The 15,239-nt window shown below is 71.0% G+C and carries 13 protein-coding genes; 9 read left to right on the top strand and 4 right to left on the bottom strand.

All coding sequences use genetic code 11. The features are described 5' to 3' along the window. Positions 1 to 141 precede the first annotated feature (141 nt). Positions 142 to 1,494, top strand: coding sequence for an FAD-binding oxidoreductase (locus GT755_RS09090; RefSeq protein ID WP_328794261.1), 1,353 nt, complete (start codon positions 142 to 144; stop codon positions 1,492 to 1,494). 21 nt (positions 1,495 to 1,515) lie between these two features. Continuing rightward, positions 1,516 to 3,006, top strand: coding sequence for a serine/threonine-protein kinase (locus GT755_RS09085; protein ID WP_161479229.1), 1,491 nt, complete (start codon positions 1,516 to 1,518; stop codon positions 3,004 to 3,006). Here GT755_RS09085 and GT755_RS09080 read toward each other — a convergent pair. After that, positions 3,003 to 3,419 carry a hypothetical protein gene (locus GT755_RS09080; RefSeq protein WP_161479228.1) on the bottom strand — a complete coding sequence of 139 codons (417 nt, stop codon included), beginning with the start codon at positions 3,417 to 3,419 and terminating at the stop codon, positions 3,003 to 3,005. The genes GT755_RS09085 and GT755_RS09080 overlap by 4 nt on opposite strands. A gap of 273 nt (positions 3,420 to 3,692) precedes the next feature. On the opposite strand from GT755_RS09080, the gene GT755_RS09075 reads away from it, so the two are divergent. From GT755_RS09075 to GT755_RS09045, 7 genes are all read left to right on the top strand, one after another. Then, positions 3,693 to 5,225, top strand: a complete 1,533-nt coding sequence (locus tag GT755_RS09075; protein ID WP_235966430.1) for an acyl-CoA carboxylase subunit beta — start codon at positions 3,693 to 3,695, stop codon at positions 5,223 to 5,225. 5 nt (positions 5,226 to 5,230) lie between these two features. After that, the gene (locus GT755_RS09070) at positions 5,231 to 7,150 is read left to right on the top strand and encodes an ATP-binding protein (RefSeq protein WP_161479226.1); all 1,920 of its coding nucleotides are present in this window, start codon (positions 5,231 to 5,233) and stop codon (positions 7,148 to 7,150) included. Next, a complete protein-coding gene (locus GT755_RS09065; RefSeq protein ID WP_328794260.1) occupies positions 7,147 to 7,908 on the top strand; it encodes an enoyl-CoA hydratase family protein in 762 nt (253 codons plus the stop codon). Before GT755_RS09070 ends, GT755_RS09065 begins: the two co-directional genes overlap by 4 nt. After that, entirely contained in the window at positions 7,908 to 9,587 is a 1,680-nt protein-coding gene (locus GT755_RS09060) for an acyclic terpene utilization AtuA family protein (RefSeq protein WP_161479225.1), read from the top strand. The genes GT755_RS09065 and GT755_RS09060 overlap by 1 nt, the downstream gene beginning before the upstream one ends. A 79-nt stretch (positions 9,588 to 9,666) precedes the next feature. Beyond that, positions 9,667 to 9,873 (top strand): hypothetical protein, encoded by a 207-nt coding sequence (locus tag GT755_RS09055; RefSeq protein ID WP_030454164.1) that lies wholly within the window; start codon positions 9,667 to 9,669, stop codon positions 9,871 to 9,873. 78 nt (positions 9,874 to 9,951) lie between these two features. Continuing rightward, entirely contained in the window at positions 9,952 to 10,806 is an 855-nt protein-coding gene (locus tag GT755_RS09050) for a helix-turn-helix domain-containing protein (RefSeq protein WP_161479224.1), read from the top strand. Between the two features lie 134 nt (positions 10,807 to 10,940). Beyond that, a complete protein-coding gene (locus GT755_RS09045) occupies positions 10,941 to 11,132 on the top strand; it encodes a hypothetical protein (protein ID WP_231515518.1) in 192 nt (63 codons plus the stop codon). Here the strand turns inward: GT755_RS09045 and GT755_RS09040 are convergent. From GT755_RS09040 to GT755_RS09030, 3 genes are all read right to left on the bottom strand, one after another. Next, positions 11,105 to 12,319, bottom strand: coding sequence for an aspartate aminotransferase family protein (locus tag GT755_RS09040; RefSeq protein WP_407929402.1), 1,215 nt, complete (start codon positions 12,317 to 12,319; stop codon positions 11,105 to 11,107). The two genes, GT755_RS09045 and GT755_RS09040, sit on opposite strands and share 28 nt — an antisense overlap. A 173-nt stretch (positions 12,320 to 12,492) precedes the next feature. Next, positions 12,493 to 13,557, bottom strand: coding sequence for an aromatic ring-hydroxylating oxygenase subunit alpha (locus tag GT755_RS09035; RefSeq protein WP_161479370.1), 1,065 nt, complete (start codon positions 13,555 to 13,557; stop codon positions 12,493 to 12,495). A 56-nt stretch (positions 13,558 to 13,613) separates the two neighbouring features. Further along, the gene (locus GT755_RS09030; protein WP_161479222.1) at positions 13,614 to 15,212 is read right to left on the bottom strand and encodes a phytoene desaturase family protein; all 1,599 of its coding nucleotides are present in this window, start codon (positions 15,210 to 15,212) and stop codon (positions 13,614 to 13,616) included. Positions 15,213 to 15,239 lie beyond the last annotated feature (27 nt).

Genomic DNA, 15,239 nt, shown 5'->3' with positions numbered 1-15,239 from the left:
TGGCGAAACCGCCACATCCGCCGCAACGGGACGTTAGATCACTCGGTAAAGGAAAAGTAAAGTGAATGGGGGATGTTGCGAAACCGATATCGATTGATCGCCTTACCGTGCATGTCAGACCCGTTGGTACTGTTTCGGGATGTGGACGACCTCATCTCAGCGCTGGCTCCCGGACGGGTGCTGACCGACCCCGACGTGACCGCCTCCTACGCCCGTGACCGCACGTTCCTGCAGGCCGGAGCGGTTCGTGCGGTGGTCCTGGCGGAGTCGCGCGACGACGTCGTGGCGACGATGAAATGGGCCACCGCCAACGGGGTCCCGGTGGTGCCGCGCGGCGCCGGCACCGGGCTGGCCGGAGGGGCGGTCGCGGGCGACGGGTCAATCGTCCTGTCACTGGCCCGCATGACTCGGATTGTGGAACTCTCCCCCGCCGACGAGATCGCGGTCGTCCAGCCCGGCGTGATCACCGCCGACCTCGACCGCGCCGCCCGCGCCCACGGGCTGATGTACGCCCCCGACCCGTCGTCCTACGAGATCTCCACGATCGGCGGCAACCTGGCCACCAACGCCGGGGGCCTGCGCTGCGTGAAATACGGCGTCACCCGCGACTCGGCCCTGGGCCTGGAGGTCGTGCTGGCCGACGGCCAGGTGATCAACACCGGCCGCCGCACCATGAAGGGCGTCACCGGCTACGACCTGACCGGCCTGTTCGTCGGCTCGGAGGGCACCCTCGGGATCATCACCGAGGCCACGGTCCGGCTGCGCCGCGCCCCGGCCACGCCGCCGGTGACGATGGCGGCCGAGTTCACCTCGTTGCGCGACGCCGCCGCCGCGGTGGCCGCGATCATCGCGGCGGGCTGCCGGCCCTCGATGCTGGAGCTCATCGACCGCAACACCCTCGTGGCGATCGACGACTGGCGGCACATCGGCCTCGAACCCTCGACCCAGGGCATGCTGCTGGCCCAGTCGGACGCCACCGACGGCGAGGAGTCCGCCGACCGCATGACGGCGATCTGCGAGGAGCACGGCGCCACGTTCGCGGCCCGGTCGACCACCCCCGAGGAGGCCGACGAGCTGATCGCGGTCCGGCGGATGGCCTACCAGGCCAAGGAGCGCCTCGGCGAGTGCCTGACCGAGGACGTCTGCGTGCCGAGGTCGAAGCTGCCCGACATGATCGCCGAGATCGAGGCCGTCGCCCGGCGGCACGACGTGCGGATCTGCACCGTCGCCCACGCCGGCGACGGCAACCTGCACCCGGTGTTCATCTTCGAGCGCGGCCTGCCCGAGCCGCCGCCGCACGTGTGGGCGGCGGCCGACGAGATCTTCCGGGCCGCGCTGCGCCTCGGCGGCACCCTCACCGGGGAGCACGGCGTGGGCCTGCTGAAGAAGCGGTGGCTGGAGCTGGAGAGCGGGCCCGTCGTGGCATCCCTCCAGACCGGGATAAAGCAGGTCTTCGACCCCCACAACATCCTTAACCCGGGCAAGGCCATCTGACCCACTGGTAGCGTGCTCCCCATGGTGGAAGGCGACCCCTCACGGCTGGGGCCGTTCGAGATCGTCGGCCGGCTGGGCGAGGGTGGCCAGGGCGTCGTCTACAGGGGCGTGACCCCCGACGGCGCGACCGTGGCCGTGAAACTGCTGCACACCCGGCTCAGCGCCGATCCGGCGGCCCGCGCCCGCTTCCTGCGCGAGGTCAGCCTGGCCCAGCGGGTGGCCCGGTTCAGCACCGCTCCGGTCCTGTACGCCGACCTCGCCGGAAACCAGCCCTACATCGTCAGCGAGTACGTCCCGGGCCCGTCCCTGAAAGACCTCGTCGAGCGGGAGGGCCCGCGCCGCGGCGCGGCGCTCGAACGGCTGGGCATCGCGACCGCGACCGCCCTGGCGGCCATCCACCAGGCCGGGATCACCCACCGCGACCTGAAGCCGGCCAACGTGCTGATGGGCCCCGAGGGCCCGGTCGTGATCGACTTCGGCGTGGCCAAGGCGCTCGACGCCCCGCAGGCCACGATGAGCGGCACCACCATGGGCACCCCCGCCTACCTGGCCCCCGAGTTACTGAGCGAGGCCACCGCGAGCCCCGCCTCCGACGTGTTCGCGTGGGGCGTCACCATGGTCTTCGCGGCCACCGGCCGCCCGGCGTTCGGCGCCGACTCGATCCCGGTCGTGCTGAACCGCATCCTGCACTCCGAGCCCGACCTCGGCGGGGTCGAGGAGCCGATGCGCACCCTGGTCGCGCGCTGCCTGGCCAAGAACCCGGCCGACCGCCCGACCCCCGAGCAGCTGATCGCCTACCTGCGCGGCGACCACGGCGTGATCAAGGCGGCCCCCGGGAGACGCGGCCGGACGGTCCTGGCCGCCGCGACGGCCGTGGTCCTCCTGGGCGCCGCCGCCTATGTCCTGACCCGGCCCGAGCCGCGCACCGCGATGGCCGCGCCGACGGCCGCCCCGGTCATCGCGCAGCTCACCCCGACCAAGCGCGCCCCCCGCCCGTCGCTCTCCCCGGTCGCGGCCCAGCCCGAGCCGCCCGCGCCGACGACGGAGGCCCCGACCGAGCGCCCCGACGTGGTCGACAAGCCGCGCCCGAGCCTGACCCCGACGCCCTCGCCGTCGCCCAGCCCCTCGCCGTCCCCGTCGCCGTCCCCCTCCCCCAGCCCGAGCCCGACGAAGGCCAGGGAGCCCAACCCCAACACGCCCGAGGGCCTGTGCGGGGCCGGGTTCACGATCGTCGACCGGCACCGCTGGCAGAACGGCCGGGCCACCACCTATCTCCTGTACGAACAGGCGACCGGCCTCAACTGCGTGGTCACCCTGTCGAAGAACGTCATCCCCGGCACCATCAAGATGGGCGCCCTCCTGCGCGTGCAGAAGGGCGCCCACGGCAACGACTGGGGCCGCTACACCGCCTACGCCGGCCCGATCCGCCTCCTGGCGAAGAAGAAGTGCGTCGTCTGGGGCGGCGGCTTCGCGAAGGCCACCTGGCAGAGCGGCTGGACCCACTGCGGCTAGAGCCGCTTCTCGTTCCAGGTGTAGTAGAGGTACGTGCTGCCGGGGCCGGTCAGCGTGCCGTAGACCTGCCAGAAGCTGTTGGGGGCGAGCGAGTAGCGGAAGATCTTGTCGCCGGGCCGGTTGTCCGTGAACGTGCTCCAGCTTCCGTTGTTGTAGATCCGCACCTCGATCGAGAACGTCTCGTTGTCGGGGATGTCGAGGCAGATCTCGTAGTCGTACGCCAGGTTGGCGCCGATGTTGTAGCTGCGCCCGTCGACGGCCCCCCGCTCCATGTTGGTGGGCATGTAGCTGGTGTAGACCCGCGTGTACGTGCCCGTGGAGCAGTCGACCGGGGAGGTCGCCGCGGACGCGGGAGTGATGCCGGTGAGCATGGCGCCGATGACGCCGACGACAACGAAGATGATGCGCTTCATGCCTCTCCTCATCCGTGCAGATAGTTGAAGACTCAATGAGTCTGATGAGGTCGCCATGGCCGGACAAGGCCGGACAGGAGTTTCCACGTAAGGGAGTCAAGCGGGGCCACGTTGAGCTGCGCCGATGAACAGGTCAAGGCTTACTTCGCCTGAAATTAGGCTGAAAGCCGCATGTCAGGGGGTTCGGGGGTCGTCCGCCCGCGCGGAAGATTAAACTCACCGAACGTGATCGAACCTCCCGACTCGGCGGAAACGCAGCGGCGGCGTGCGGCGATGCTCGACAGGATCGCCGAACTGACCGCCGAGCACGCCAAAGCGGTCGAAGGCGGCGGGCAGAAGTACGTCGACCGGCATCATGCCCGGGGCAAGCTCCTGGCCCGTGAGCGCGTGGAGCTGCTGCTCGACCCCGGCGCCCCCTTCCTCGAACTGTCCCCGCTGGCCGCCTGGGGGTCCGACTTCCCCGTCGGCGCCAGCGTGGTCACCGGCATCGGCGTGGTCGAGGGCGTCGAGTGCGTGATCGTCGCCAACGACCCGACCGTCCGGGGCGGCGCGTCGAACCCGTGGACGCTGCGCAAGACGCTGCGGGCCACCCAGATCGCCCTGGAGAACCGGCTCCCGCTCGTCAACCTGGTCGAGTCGGGCGGCGCCGACCTGCCGACGCAGAAGGAGATCTTCATCCCGGGCGGGCGCGTGTTCCGCGACCTGACCCGGTTGTCGGCGGCCGGCATCCCGACGATCGCCCTGGTCTTCGGCAACTCCACCGCCGGCGGCGCCTACGTGCCGGGGTTGTCCGACCACGTCGTCATGGTCCGGGAACGCGCCAAGGTGTTCCTCGGCGGCCCGCCGCTGGTCAAGGTCGCGACCGGCGAGGACGCCGACGACGAGTCGCTCGGCGGCGCCGAGATGCACGCCCGCGACTCGGGCCTGGCCGACTACCTGGCCGAGTCGGAGCACGACGCCCTGCGCATCGGGCGCGACATCGTCAAACGGCTCAACTGGCGCAAGCTGGGCCGGGCCGCCAGGCCGAGCCGCCCGCCGCTGCTCGACGAGGACGGACTGCTCGGCGTCGTCCCCGAAGACCTGCGCGTCCCGTTCGACCCGCGCGAGGTGATCCGCCGGATCGTCGACGCGAGCGAGTTCGACGAGTTCAAGCCGCTCTACGGCCCGAGCCTGGTGACCGGCTGGGCCGTGATCCACGGCTACGACGTCGGCGTCCTGGCCAACGCGCGGGGCGTGCTGTTCGGCCAGGAGGCGCAGAAGGCCGCCCAGTTCATCCAGCTCGCCAACCAGTCGCGCACGCCGCTGCTGTTCCTGCAGAACACCACCGGCTACATGGTCGGCAAGGACTACGAGCGGTCCGGCATCATCAAGCACGGCTCGATGATGATCAACGCGGTGGCCAACTCGACGGTCCCCCACCTGACGGTCGTCATGGGGGCCAGCTACGGCGCGGGCAACTACGGCATGTGCGGGCGGGCCTACGACCCCCGGTTCCTGTTCACCTGGCCGAGCGCGAAGTCGGCGGTGATGGGCCCGGCCCAGCTCGCCGGGGTGTTGTCGATCGTCGGCCGGGCCGCCGCCGAGGCGCGCGGGCAGGCGTTCGACGAGGAGGGCGACGCGGCCATGCGCGCGATGGTCGAGGCGCAGGTCGAGGCCGAGTCGCTGCCGTTCTTCCTGTCCGGCCGTCTCTACGACGACGGGGTGATCGACCCGCGCGACACCCGGACCGTCCTCGGGTTGTGCCTGTCCGCCATCGGCTCGGCACCCGAGCCGCCCGCCGCCGGTTTCGGCGTCTTCCGGATGTGAGTCAGATGATCAGTCGGGTTCTGGTGGCCAACCGGGGCGAGATCGCGCGCCGGGTGATCCGCGCGTGCGACGCGCTGGGGATCGAGACGGTCGCGGTGTTCAGCCACGCCGACGCCGGGTCGCGGCACGTCGCCGAGGCCGGGGCGGCGGTCGGCCTGGGCGACGTGAAGGCGTACACGGACGCCGGGAAGCTGGTCGCGGCGGCGCGGGCGGCGGGCGCCGACGCGGTGCACCCGGGCTACGGGTTCCTCTCCGAGGACGCCGGGTTCGCGCGGGCGGTGGTCGAGGCGGGGCTGACCTGGATCGGGCCCTCCCCCGAGGCCATCGCGGCGATGGGCGACAAGATCGAGTCCAAGGCGCTGATGGCCGAGGCCGGGGTGCCGTTGCTGCCCACCGTGACGTTCGCGGGCGGGGTCGAGGAGCCGCCCGCCGACCTCGTCTATCCCTTGCTGCTGAAGGCGTCGGCCGGGGGCGGCGGGCGCGGGATGCGGGTCGTGCGGTCGGCCGACGAGCTCGCCGAGGCGGTCGAGTCGGCGGGGCGCGAGGCCGCGGCGGCGTTCGGCGACGGCACCGTGTTCGCCGAGCCGCTGCTGGAGCGGGCCCGGCACATCGAGGTGCAGATCCTCGCCGACACCCACGGCACCGTCTGGGCACTCGGCGAGCGCGAGTGCTCGATCCAGCGCCGCCACCAGAAGGTCCTGGAGGAGGCGCCCTCCCCCGGCGTGACCCCCGACCTGCGGCGCGCGCTGGCCGACGCGGCGGTGAACGCGGCCCGCGCCATCGGCTACACCGGCGCCGGGACCGTCGAGTTCCTGCTGTCCGGCGACCAGTTCCACTTCCTGGAGATGAACACCCGCATCCAGGTCGAACACCCGGTCACCGAGGCCGTCTACGGCGTCGACCTGGTCCGCCTGCAGATCGAGATCGCCGAGGGCGCCGCCCTGCCCGGCCTGCCGCCGAGCCCGGTCGGCCACGCCATCGAGGTGCGCCTGTACGCCGAGGACCCGGCCGACGGCTGGACGCCGCAGAGCGGCCGCCTGCACCGCTTCGAGGTGCCCGGCGTGGAGGCCGAGTTCGCCCAGGGCGGCCTGCGGCTCGACTCGGGCGTGGTGTCCGGCGACGAGATCGGCACCTTCTACGACCCGATGCTGGCCAAGGTCATCGCCTACGCCCCCACCCGCGAGGCGGCGGCGCGAAGGCTGGCCACGGCGCTGGCCGGCGCGAAGCTGCACGGCCCGGCGACCAACCGCGACCTGCTCGTGCGCGTCCTGCGCCACCCGGAGTTCCTCCAGGGCCAGACCGACACCGGCTTCCTGACCCGCCACGACCTGGGGCCGCTCGCCGGCCCCGAGGCGGTGCGGTTCTCGGCGCTGGCGGCGGCCCTCGCCCAGGCGGCCCGGCCGAGGAAGACGCTCGGCGACCTGCCGCCGGGCTGGCGCAACGTCGTGTCGCAACCTCACCGGGTGTCCTTCGCCGAGGCCGGGGAGGTCACCTACCTGCACACCCGCGACGGCCTGCGCTCCTCGCCCGAGGCGGTCCTCGTGTCGGCCGCGCCGGAGGAGGTGGTCCTGGAGATCGCCGGCGTGCGCCGGGTCTTCGCGGTGGCCTCCTACGACGACGCCGTGTACGTCGACTCCTCGCTCGGCCCCGTCCGGCTGACCCCGCTGCCCCGGCTGCCGGAACCGGTGGTGCAGACTCCTCCTGGTTCGTTGCCCGCCCCGATGCCCGGGACCGTGCTCCGGGTGGAGGTCGGCGTGGGTGACACGGTGAAACCGGGGCAGACGGTCGTGGTGCTGGAGGCCATGAAGATGGAGCATCGCATCACGGCCCCCGCCGAGGGGGTGGTGGCCGAGCTGACCGCCGTCGCCGGGCGGCAGGTCGACGCGGGCACACCACTGGCCGTGATCAAGGAAGTGACACAGTGACCGAGGTCGTACACATGGCCGTCGAGCGCGGGGTGGCCACGGTAACTCTCGACTCGCCGCGCAACCGCAACGCCCTGTCGCGGCAGCTCGTCGAGGAGCTGTCGGCCCACCTGGAGGCGGCCGGGTCCGACGACGGCGTCCGGGCGGTGCTGCTCACCCACACCGGCCCGGTGTTCTGCGCCGGGGCCGACCTGTCGGAGGCGGCGGCCGAGGGCATGGAGGCCGGCACCCGCCGCATGATCGACCTGTTCACGCTGGTCGTCGAGCTGCCCAAGCCGGTGGTCTGCCGGGTCGCGGGCAAGGCGCGGGCGGGCGGCCTGGGGCTGCTCGGCGCGTGCGACGTCGTCGTGGCCGACGACGGCGGCGACTACGCGTTCACCGAGGCCCGCCTCGGCCTCGCGCCCGCGATGATCTCGCTGACCCTGCTGCCGCGCCTCGACGGCCGGGCCGCCGGACGCTACTTCATCACCGGCGAGACGTTCGGCGCGATGGAGGCCGAGCGCATCGGCCTGCTGACCCGGGCGGTTCCGCTGCCGCAGCTCGACGACGCGGTCGAGAGTGTGCTCGACGGCCTGCGCGCGGCCTCGCCGCAGGGCCTCGCGGAGTCGAAGCGGCTGGTCACCGAGCCGGTCCGGCGGCTGCTGGCCGAACGCGGCGACGAGATGGCGACCCTGTCGGCCAAGTTGTTCTCCTCGGCCGAGGCGCGCGAGGGCATGAGCGCCTTCCTGCAGAAGCGCCCGCCCGCCTGGGCCGTCTGATGGTGCGCATCGCCAACTGCTCGGGCTTCTACGGCGACCGCCTGTCGGCCGCGCGGGAGCAGGTCGAGGGCGGCCCGATCGACGTGCTCACCGGCGACTGGCTGGCCGAGCTGACCATGCTCATCCTGGCCGGGAACCGGACGAAGGGCCGCCCCGGCTACGCCACGACGTTCGTGACGCAGCTCTCCGACGTCCTGGCGACCTGCCTCGACCGCGGCATCAAGGTCGTGTCGAACGCGGGCGGCCTCGACCCTGAGGCCTGCGCGCAGGCGATCAGGGACCTCGGCCTGCCGGCCAAGGTGGCGACCGTCACCGGCGACGACCTCATGCCGCGGCTGCCGGAACTCGGGCCGCTGGTCAACCTCGACACCGGCGAGACCCTGACGGAGAAACCGGTCACCGCCAACGCCTACCTGGGCGGCTTCCCCATCGCCGCCGCGCTCTCGGCGGGCGCCGACGTCGTGGTGACCGGCCGCGTCACCGACGCGGCCCTGGTCACCGGTCCCGGCATCTGGCGGTACGGCTGGGGCCCGGCCGACCTCGACGCGCTCGCCGGCTCGGTCGTGGCCGGGCACGTCATCGAGTGCGGCTGCCAGGCCACCGGCGGCAACTACGCCTTCTTCGACGAGATCCCCGACCTGGCCCACTGCGGCTTCCCCATCGCCGAACTGCACGACGACGGCTCCTCCGTCATCACCAAACACCCCGGCACGGGCGGCGCGGTCACCGTGGGCACCGTCACCGCCCAGCTCCTGTACGAGATCGCCGGCCCCCGCTACCCCGGCCCCGACGTGACGGCCCGGTTCGACACGATCCGCCTCATGCAGGAGGGCCCCGACCGCGTGTCGGTGAGCGGCGTGCGCGGCGAGGCGCCCCCGCCGACGCTCAAGGCCGCGGTCAACCTGCTCGGCGGATACCGGAACACGATGACGCTGGTGGTGACCGGTCTCGACGCCGACCGCAAGGCGCAGGTCGCCGAGGAGGCCGTCTGGGCGCGGGTGCCCAGGGAGACCTTCGAGCAGACGTACACCGAACGGAACGGCGACCTGCTCCGGATCACGGTCATGGACCCCGACCGGCGCAAGGCGGGACGCCTGTTCTCCTCGGCCGTGGTGGAGACGGGGCTGGCCAGCTACCCGGGCTTCTACGGCCTGACGCCGCCGGGCGACGCCTCTCCCTACGGGGTCTACTGGCCGGTGGCGGTGCCGCGGGTCACCGCGTCGGTCACCCTCGACGGCGCGGAGGTGCCGTTCGAGGAGGCCGTGCCGGAGGCGGGCGAGGCCGCTCCGGTGGTCCCCGAGGGGTCCGAGACCCCCGGGCCGTGGTTCTCCCCGCCGATGCCGATCCCGCTGAACGGCGAGGAAGAGCTCCGACCTCTGGGCCTCATCGCCGGGGCGCGGTCGGGCGACAAGGGCGGCAACGCCAACCTCGGCGTGTGGGTGCGGTCGGCCGACCACTACGCGTGGTTGCGGAGCTATCTCACGGCCGAACGGCTGCCCGAGTTGCTGCCCGAAGTGACCGGATTGCGCATCGACCGCCACACGTTCCCGAACCTGCTCGCCGTCAACTTCGTCGTCCACGGCCTGCTCGGCCGGGGGGTCGCCGCCAGCCCGCTGATGGACGCCCAGGCCAAGGCCCTCGGCGAACGCCTGCGGGCGGTCCTGGTGCCGCTGCCCTGAGTCCATACCGAAATCCCAGCGAAACGTGAGCCCTCCTACAATTGCTCGCAATTGCGACTGTACGGAAGGACACCCCCTCATGCGCCTCCGCTTCCTCGGCACCACCTCCGAGGCCACGTCGTGCCCCGCCCTGTACGAGACCGACCGCGGCACCATCGTCGTCCAGGGCACGGAGGTGGTGGATCCGGAGGCCAGAGCCGATCTCCGGCACCTCGCCGACTACGAGACCGCCGTCGAGGTCCCCCGGGAACTCCTGGTCGAGATCGCACGCAAGGTCTTGACCTGATCACGATTAGGGAGCTCCCTATGGCCTGGGCGGCGAACTGAGGTCTACCTTGGTCCGCACCATGGCGGGAGGGATCGAGTGAGCGGTTTCCAGCAGGCGCGCATCGACCTGGGCATCCAGCTCAGGCAGCTCCGGGAGGTCGCTCACCTGTCGGGCAAGGACCTCGCCGAGCGCCTCAACTGGCAACCCTCGAAGGTCTCCCGCATCGAGAACGCCCGCCAGACGCCGACCGAGGACGACGTGGTCGTCTGGGCCCAGGCCGTCTCCGCCGACCCCGGCATGGTCGACAACCTGATCCAGCAGGCGGTCGGCCTGAGCGAACGCCACGACTCGTGGAAGGCCCGGCACAAGGGCGGGCTGGCGGCGCTCCAGGAGGACGTGCGCGATCTCGAGGCCCGCATCCGGACGCTGCGGATCTTCGAGGCCGGGCTGGTGCCCGGTCTGCTGCAGACCGCGGAGTACTCCCGGCACATCTTCCAGAAGGTGCGCCGGGTCTACGAGGCGGTCGACGACGTCGACGCGGCGATCCGGGTGCGGATGCAGCGGCAGGAGATCCTCTACGACCCGCAGCGCCAGTTCCGCTTCGTGGTGCCCGAGTCGGTGCTGCACGTGCGGCTGGCGCCGCTCGACGTGATGCGCGGCCAGATGGACCGGCTGCTGGCCATCACGACGCTGCCCAACGTCGAGTTCGGCGTGATCCCGTTCGAGACGATGTTGCCGGCCACCCCGCTGCACAGCTTCGCGATCTACAACGAGGCGCTCGTCGGCGTGGCCACGTTCACCAAGGACCTGCTGCTCAGAGACCCCGACGACATCGCCTTCTACGCCCGCGCCTACGACGACTTCGCGGGGGCCGCCGCCTATCGCGACGACGCCCGCGCGGTGATCGTCCGGGTCATCGACGAATTGGGGAAACAATCCGCTGATTCGTAAGAGCAATTGCTTGCCTCATGTGACGGGAGCGTGCAATCCTTTCCTCTCAGCCGGGAGGTGATTGTGCGATGCTTGACACTTTGTGGTGTCTTGAGCGATTCGCCGATGCGACACGTGAACACATCGACCTTTCGGTGCGCCTGCTCAGCGCCAATCCGCCGGCGGTACACGTCCGGAACCGCTTCTCCGACACCCTCGCGGAAACGGTGACCTGCACCGACTGCGGCGCCTTCGTGACCTCGTGGGGCTACCGCCTCGGCACGGTCGAGTCGGTCGAAGACGCCGCCGCCCGCCTCGCCTACCTGATGGCGGCGCTTCCGGCGTAGTCACGCCCCATGGTGTCGAGGTTGGTCAGGAATCTGCGCACGTCGTCGTCGCTATGCTGGACCGACAACGTCCACTGCTCGGTCTTTCCCCAGGGCGGCAGGAAGACCCCGCCGTTGTGCTGGTAAAGCCAGTGCGCGTGTCCCCACTCGTCGGGATAGTCCAGAAAGTCGCGATAGTCGCGGAGTTTCTGGTGAAATATTACCGAGCCTTTCGCGCCATATGACTGGACATATCCTGGCATGCCCCATTTGCGGAGAATGGCGGTGGCCTCGTCCGTCATCACGGTGCGCAACCGATCAAAGTGACGATAAGCGTCCGAATTCAGCACGTCCCGCAGCACGACCGCCGCGACCGCCATGGTGAGCGGATTGCCGTTGAAGGTGCCGACCTGCTCGTACACGCCCTCGGAGATCAGCCTCATCAGGTCTGGCGTGCCGCCGATCGCCCCGCACGGCAGGCCGCCGCCGAGCGCCTTGGCCAGGCAGATGAGGTCGGGCGTCACGCCCAGTAGCTCGGACGCGCCGCCGGGCGCCACCGACAACCCGGTCTTGACCTCGTCGAAGGCGAGGTAGGCGCCGTGGCGGTGCAGCAGGTCCTTGAGCTGGGCCAGGTAGCCGTCGGGCGGCGGGATGAGCCCGATGTTCATCATGACGGGTTCGAGGATCATCCCGGCGATCTCACCGGCGTTCTCGATCAGCGCCCGCTCGACGGCCTCCAGGTCGCCGAAGGGCACCACGACCGTCAGCCGGGCCAGGTCCGGCGGCACCGAGACGCTGTAGCGCACCGAGCGGGGCCGCAGCGGCGGGCCGGCCTCCTCGATGGACGGATAGACGCTGACCTGCACGGAGTCGTGGTGGCCGTGGTAGCTGCCCTCGACCTTGATGATCTTCATGCGCCCGGTGGCGGCCCGCATGAGGTGGACGGCGTCCATCGTGGCCTCGGTGCCGGAGTTCCCGAACCGCCACATCGGCAGCCCGAACCGCTCGGCCAGCAGCCGGGCGACGACGACGGCGTCCCGGGTCGGCTGGGCGAAGTGGGTGCCCTTCCTGACCCGTTCGTCGATGGTCTCGACGACGGCCGGGTGGGCGTGCCCGACGAGGTTGACCCCGAACCCGCCGTGCAGGTCAACGTACGAGGTGCCGTCGAGGTCGACGACCCGGGAGCCCTGGCCGTGCGAGATCCACACGGCGCCGGGGGGTGCGTCCTGCCAGTTGGAGGCCACTCCCCCGGGCAAGACATCGGAGCATTCGGTGCGCACTCGCCGCGACTCGACGGTCCGGGCGAGGAACGCGCCTTCTTGAAGGGCGATCAGGTCGTCCAGTACGCGAGCCGGTGTCCGCTCGCTGACGACGGTCATCGTCAGATCCTTTCGGGCAGGGCCGGCGCGCGGCCCGTGAGATAAGCGGTCGCCACGGTGGCGATCCACTGGAAGGTGACGTCCTCGTCGGCGGAGAACGGCCCCGGCCGGTAGCCGCGCGAGCTCACGCCCCGCTGCACGCCCTCGCAGGCCTGCCAGTCCTGGCGGTTGGTGAGGTCCCAGAAGTCGACGGCGTAGCCGACGTCGGTGGTGCCCCGGGGGAACAGCCACTGGCAGGTGACCTTGGTCCGGGTGGCGGACAGGGGTTCGAGGACGTGCGTCATGACGTAGTCGGGATGGAGGCTGAGCAGCAGGTTGGGGAACAGGTGGAGGTACTCGACGATCCGGAGCCGCTCGCCGGTGATGCCCGGGAGGGGCCCGGCCGCCGAGTTGCCGTCCATCGACATGGTCTCCGCGCCGTCGACCAGGTCCATGCGGCCACCCGCCCACAGGCCCGTCGGCACGTAGTTGTCGCCGCTGTCGGGAGGGCTCACGGCGCAGAGCTCCGGGTGGATCGCGGGGCAGTGGTAACACTCGTGGTAGTTCTCGACGGCGAGTTTCCAGTTGGCGTCCAGCTCGTACTCGTGCGACGCGGCGACGTCGAGCTCCTTCAGCGTGTACGGGCTGACGATCTCCTCCAGGCCGTGGAGGTAGTCGTGGACGGGCGGCGCCTGGCCGTCGGCGTTGACGAACACGAACCCGTGCCATTCGGTGACCGGCACCTCGACGAGCCCCAGCTTCGGCGCGGGCTCCCCGGGGATGCGGTGCAGGTCGCCCTTCAGGGTGTAGACCCAATTGTGGTACGGGCAGGCGATGAACCTGCCGGTCGCGCTCGACCCACCCGGCAGCAGTTCGTGGGCGCGGTGCCGGCACACGTTGTAGAAGCCGCGCAGGACGGCGTCGTCGTCGCGTACCAGCAGCACCGAGTCGTCGCCGACGGCGACGGCCTTCCTGCCCCGCTTCGGGATGTCGGCCGAGCGCCCGGCGCAGACCCAGCCCCCCGCGAAGATGACCCTGCGCTCCCAGGCGAGGACGTCGTCGGCGGTGTAGGCGGCCTGCGGAAGCATCTGACCTGGGGCTTTGAGACACTCACGGACCTCGTCGAGGTCCAGCGGAGCGGAGTTCACTTTCTCCAACCTCTCTTGCGGTCCTTGAGGATGCGGCGGGTGGCCAGGTAGCCGGCGATGCCCGTCACTCCGCCGCCGCCGTGGGTCGCCGAGCCGCACTGGTAGAGGCCCCTCACCGGGGTGGTGAAGTCGGCGTAGCCGGGGGCCGGGCGCAGGTGGAAGAGCTGGTCCGGGGAGAGTTCGCCGTGGAAGATGTTGCCGCCGAGCAGGCCGTACTCGTGTTCCATCTGGTGGGGGCCGATGACCTGGCGGTGGATGACCGAGGCCTTGAAACCGGGGGCCAGCTGGTCGTAGCCGTCGATGACGCGGTCGGCGTAGGCGTCGAGCTCCTCGGTGCGGGGCTCCTCGTTCCAGGTGTGCGGGACCCACTGGGTGAACATCGACATGATGTGGGTGCCCTCGGGGCAGAGCGTGCGGTCGACCGTCGAGGGGATGACCGAGTCGGCGAACGGCCTGCGCGCGGCGACGCCCGACCTCGCGTCCTGGAAGGCCTGTTCGACGTACTCGATGGAGTGGCAGAGCTCGACCGAGCCGGTCAGGTCGGCCTCGGGGTCGGACGGGAAGATCGGCAGCTCCGACAGAGCGACGTTGATCTTCACGACGCCCGAACGGGAGCGCCAGCGTTCGATGTCGCGCACGAAGTCGTCGGGCAGGTGGTCGCGGCCCACGTGCTTGAGGAACGTGGTCTTGGGGTGGGTGGCGGCGACGACGGTCGGGGCGGTGAACTCGCGCCCGTCGTCGAGGGCCACACCGGCGACCCTGCCACCTTTTATGAGGATTTTTCGGACAGGGGCCTCGGTGATGACCGTCGCGCCGAAGGCCTCGGCCGACCGGCGGATCGCGTCGCCGACCGCGCCCATGCCGCCGATCGGGTAGCCCCACGACCCCATCCGGCCGTCGCCGACGTCGCCGATCGTGTGGTGCATCATCACGTAGGCGGTGCCCGGCTCGGCCGGACCGGCCCAGGTGCCGATGACGCCGTTGATCGACATCACGCCCTTGACCTCGGGCGACTCGAACCACTCGTTCAGCAGGTCTTCGACCGACATGGTGAACAGGCGGACCGCGTCGGCGACGCCCCGGGTCCGCAGCCCCCGCAGCCCCCAGGCCAGCCGCAGCTGGTCGATCAGGTCCCTCGTCCTGAGCGAGCCGACGTTGGGCGGGGTGCGCATGAGGAGCGGGGACAACACGTCGCCGATGCCCTGGAGCCAGGCCTCGTAGCGGGGCATGGCGTCGGCGTCCTTCGCGGAGAACGCGGCGAGCTGGGCGTGGTCGCGGGCCGGATCGCCCGTCTCGGTCTGCAGGGAACGGCCGTCGGGGAAGGGGACGAAGCTGGGTCCCATGGGGATGACGTCATAGCCGTGCTCCCTGAGCCGCAGGTCACGCAGGATCGTGGGGGGCATCAGGCTCATGACGTACGAGAGAGCCGTGACCTTGAAGTCGGGGCCCCAGGGGGTCTCGGTCGTGGCCGCGCCGCCGGTGACCGGACGGGCTTCGGCGACGAGGGTGGACAGTCCGGCACGGGCGAGGTAGGCCGCGGCGACGAGCCCGTTGTGCCCGCCCCCGACGATGATCGCGTCGTATGCGTGTTTCACCGGCTGTACCCCTTCTGCATGGCGTTA

Source organism: Herbidospora solisilvae, from assembly GCF_009901565.1.
GTDB classification, from domain to species: domain Bacteria; phylum Actinomycetota; class Actinomycetes; order Streptosporangiales; family Streptosporangiaceae; genus Herbidospora; species Herbidospora solisilvae.
The sequence above is the reverse complement of the archived record's forward strand: the minus strand, read 5'-3'. Positions and strand labels throughout refer to the sequence as shown.

Coding starts and splice junctions, on each gene's coding strand:
- GT755_RS09085 (WP_161479229.1), top strand. CDS start 1,516: ATGGTGGAAGGCGACCCCTCACGGCTGGGGCCGTTCGAGATCGTCGGC.
- GT755_RS09080 (WP_161479228.1), bottom strand. CDS start 3,419: ATGAAGCGCATCATCTTCGTTGTCGTCGGCGTCATCGGCGCCATGCTC.
- GT755_RS09075 (WP_235966430.1), top strand. CDS start 3,693: ATGCTCGACAGGATCGCCGAACTGACCGCCGAGCACGCCAAAGCGGTC.
- GT755_RS09070 (WP_161479226.1), top strand. CDS start 5,231: ATGATCAGTCGGGTTCTGGTGGCCAACCGGGGCGAGATCGCGCGCCGG.
- GT755_RS09060 (WP_161479225.1), top strand. CDS start 7,908: ATGGTGCGCATCGCCAACTGCTCGGGCTTCTACGGCGACCGCCTGTCG.
- GT755_RS09055 (WP_030454164.1), top strand. CDS start 9,667: ATGCGCCTCCGCTTCCTCGGCACCACCTCCGAGGCCACGTCGTGCCCC.
- GT755_RS09035 (WP_161479370.1), bottom strand. CDS start 13,557: ATGCTTCCGCAGGCCGCCTACACCGCCGACGACGTCCTCGCCTGGGAG.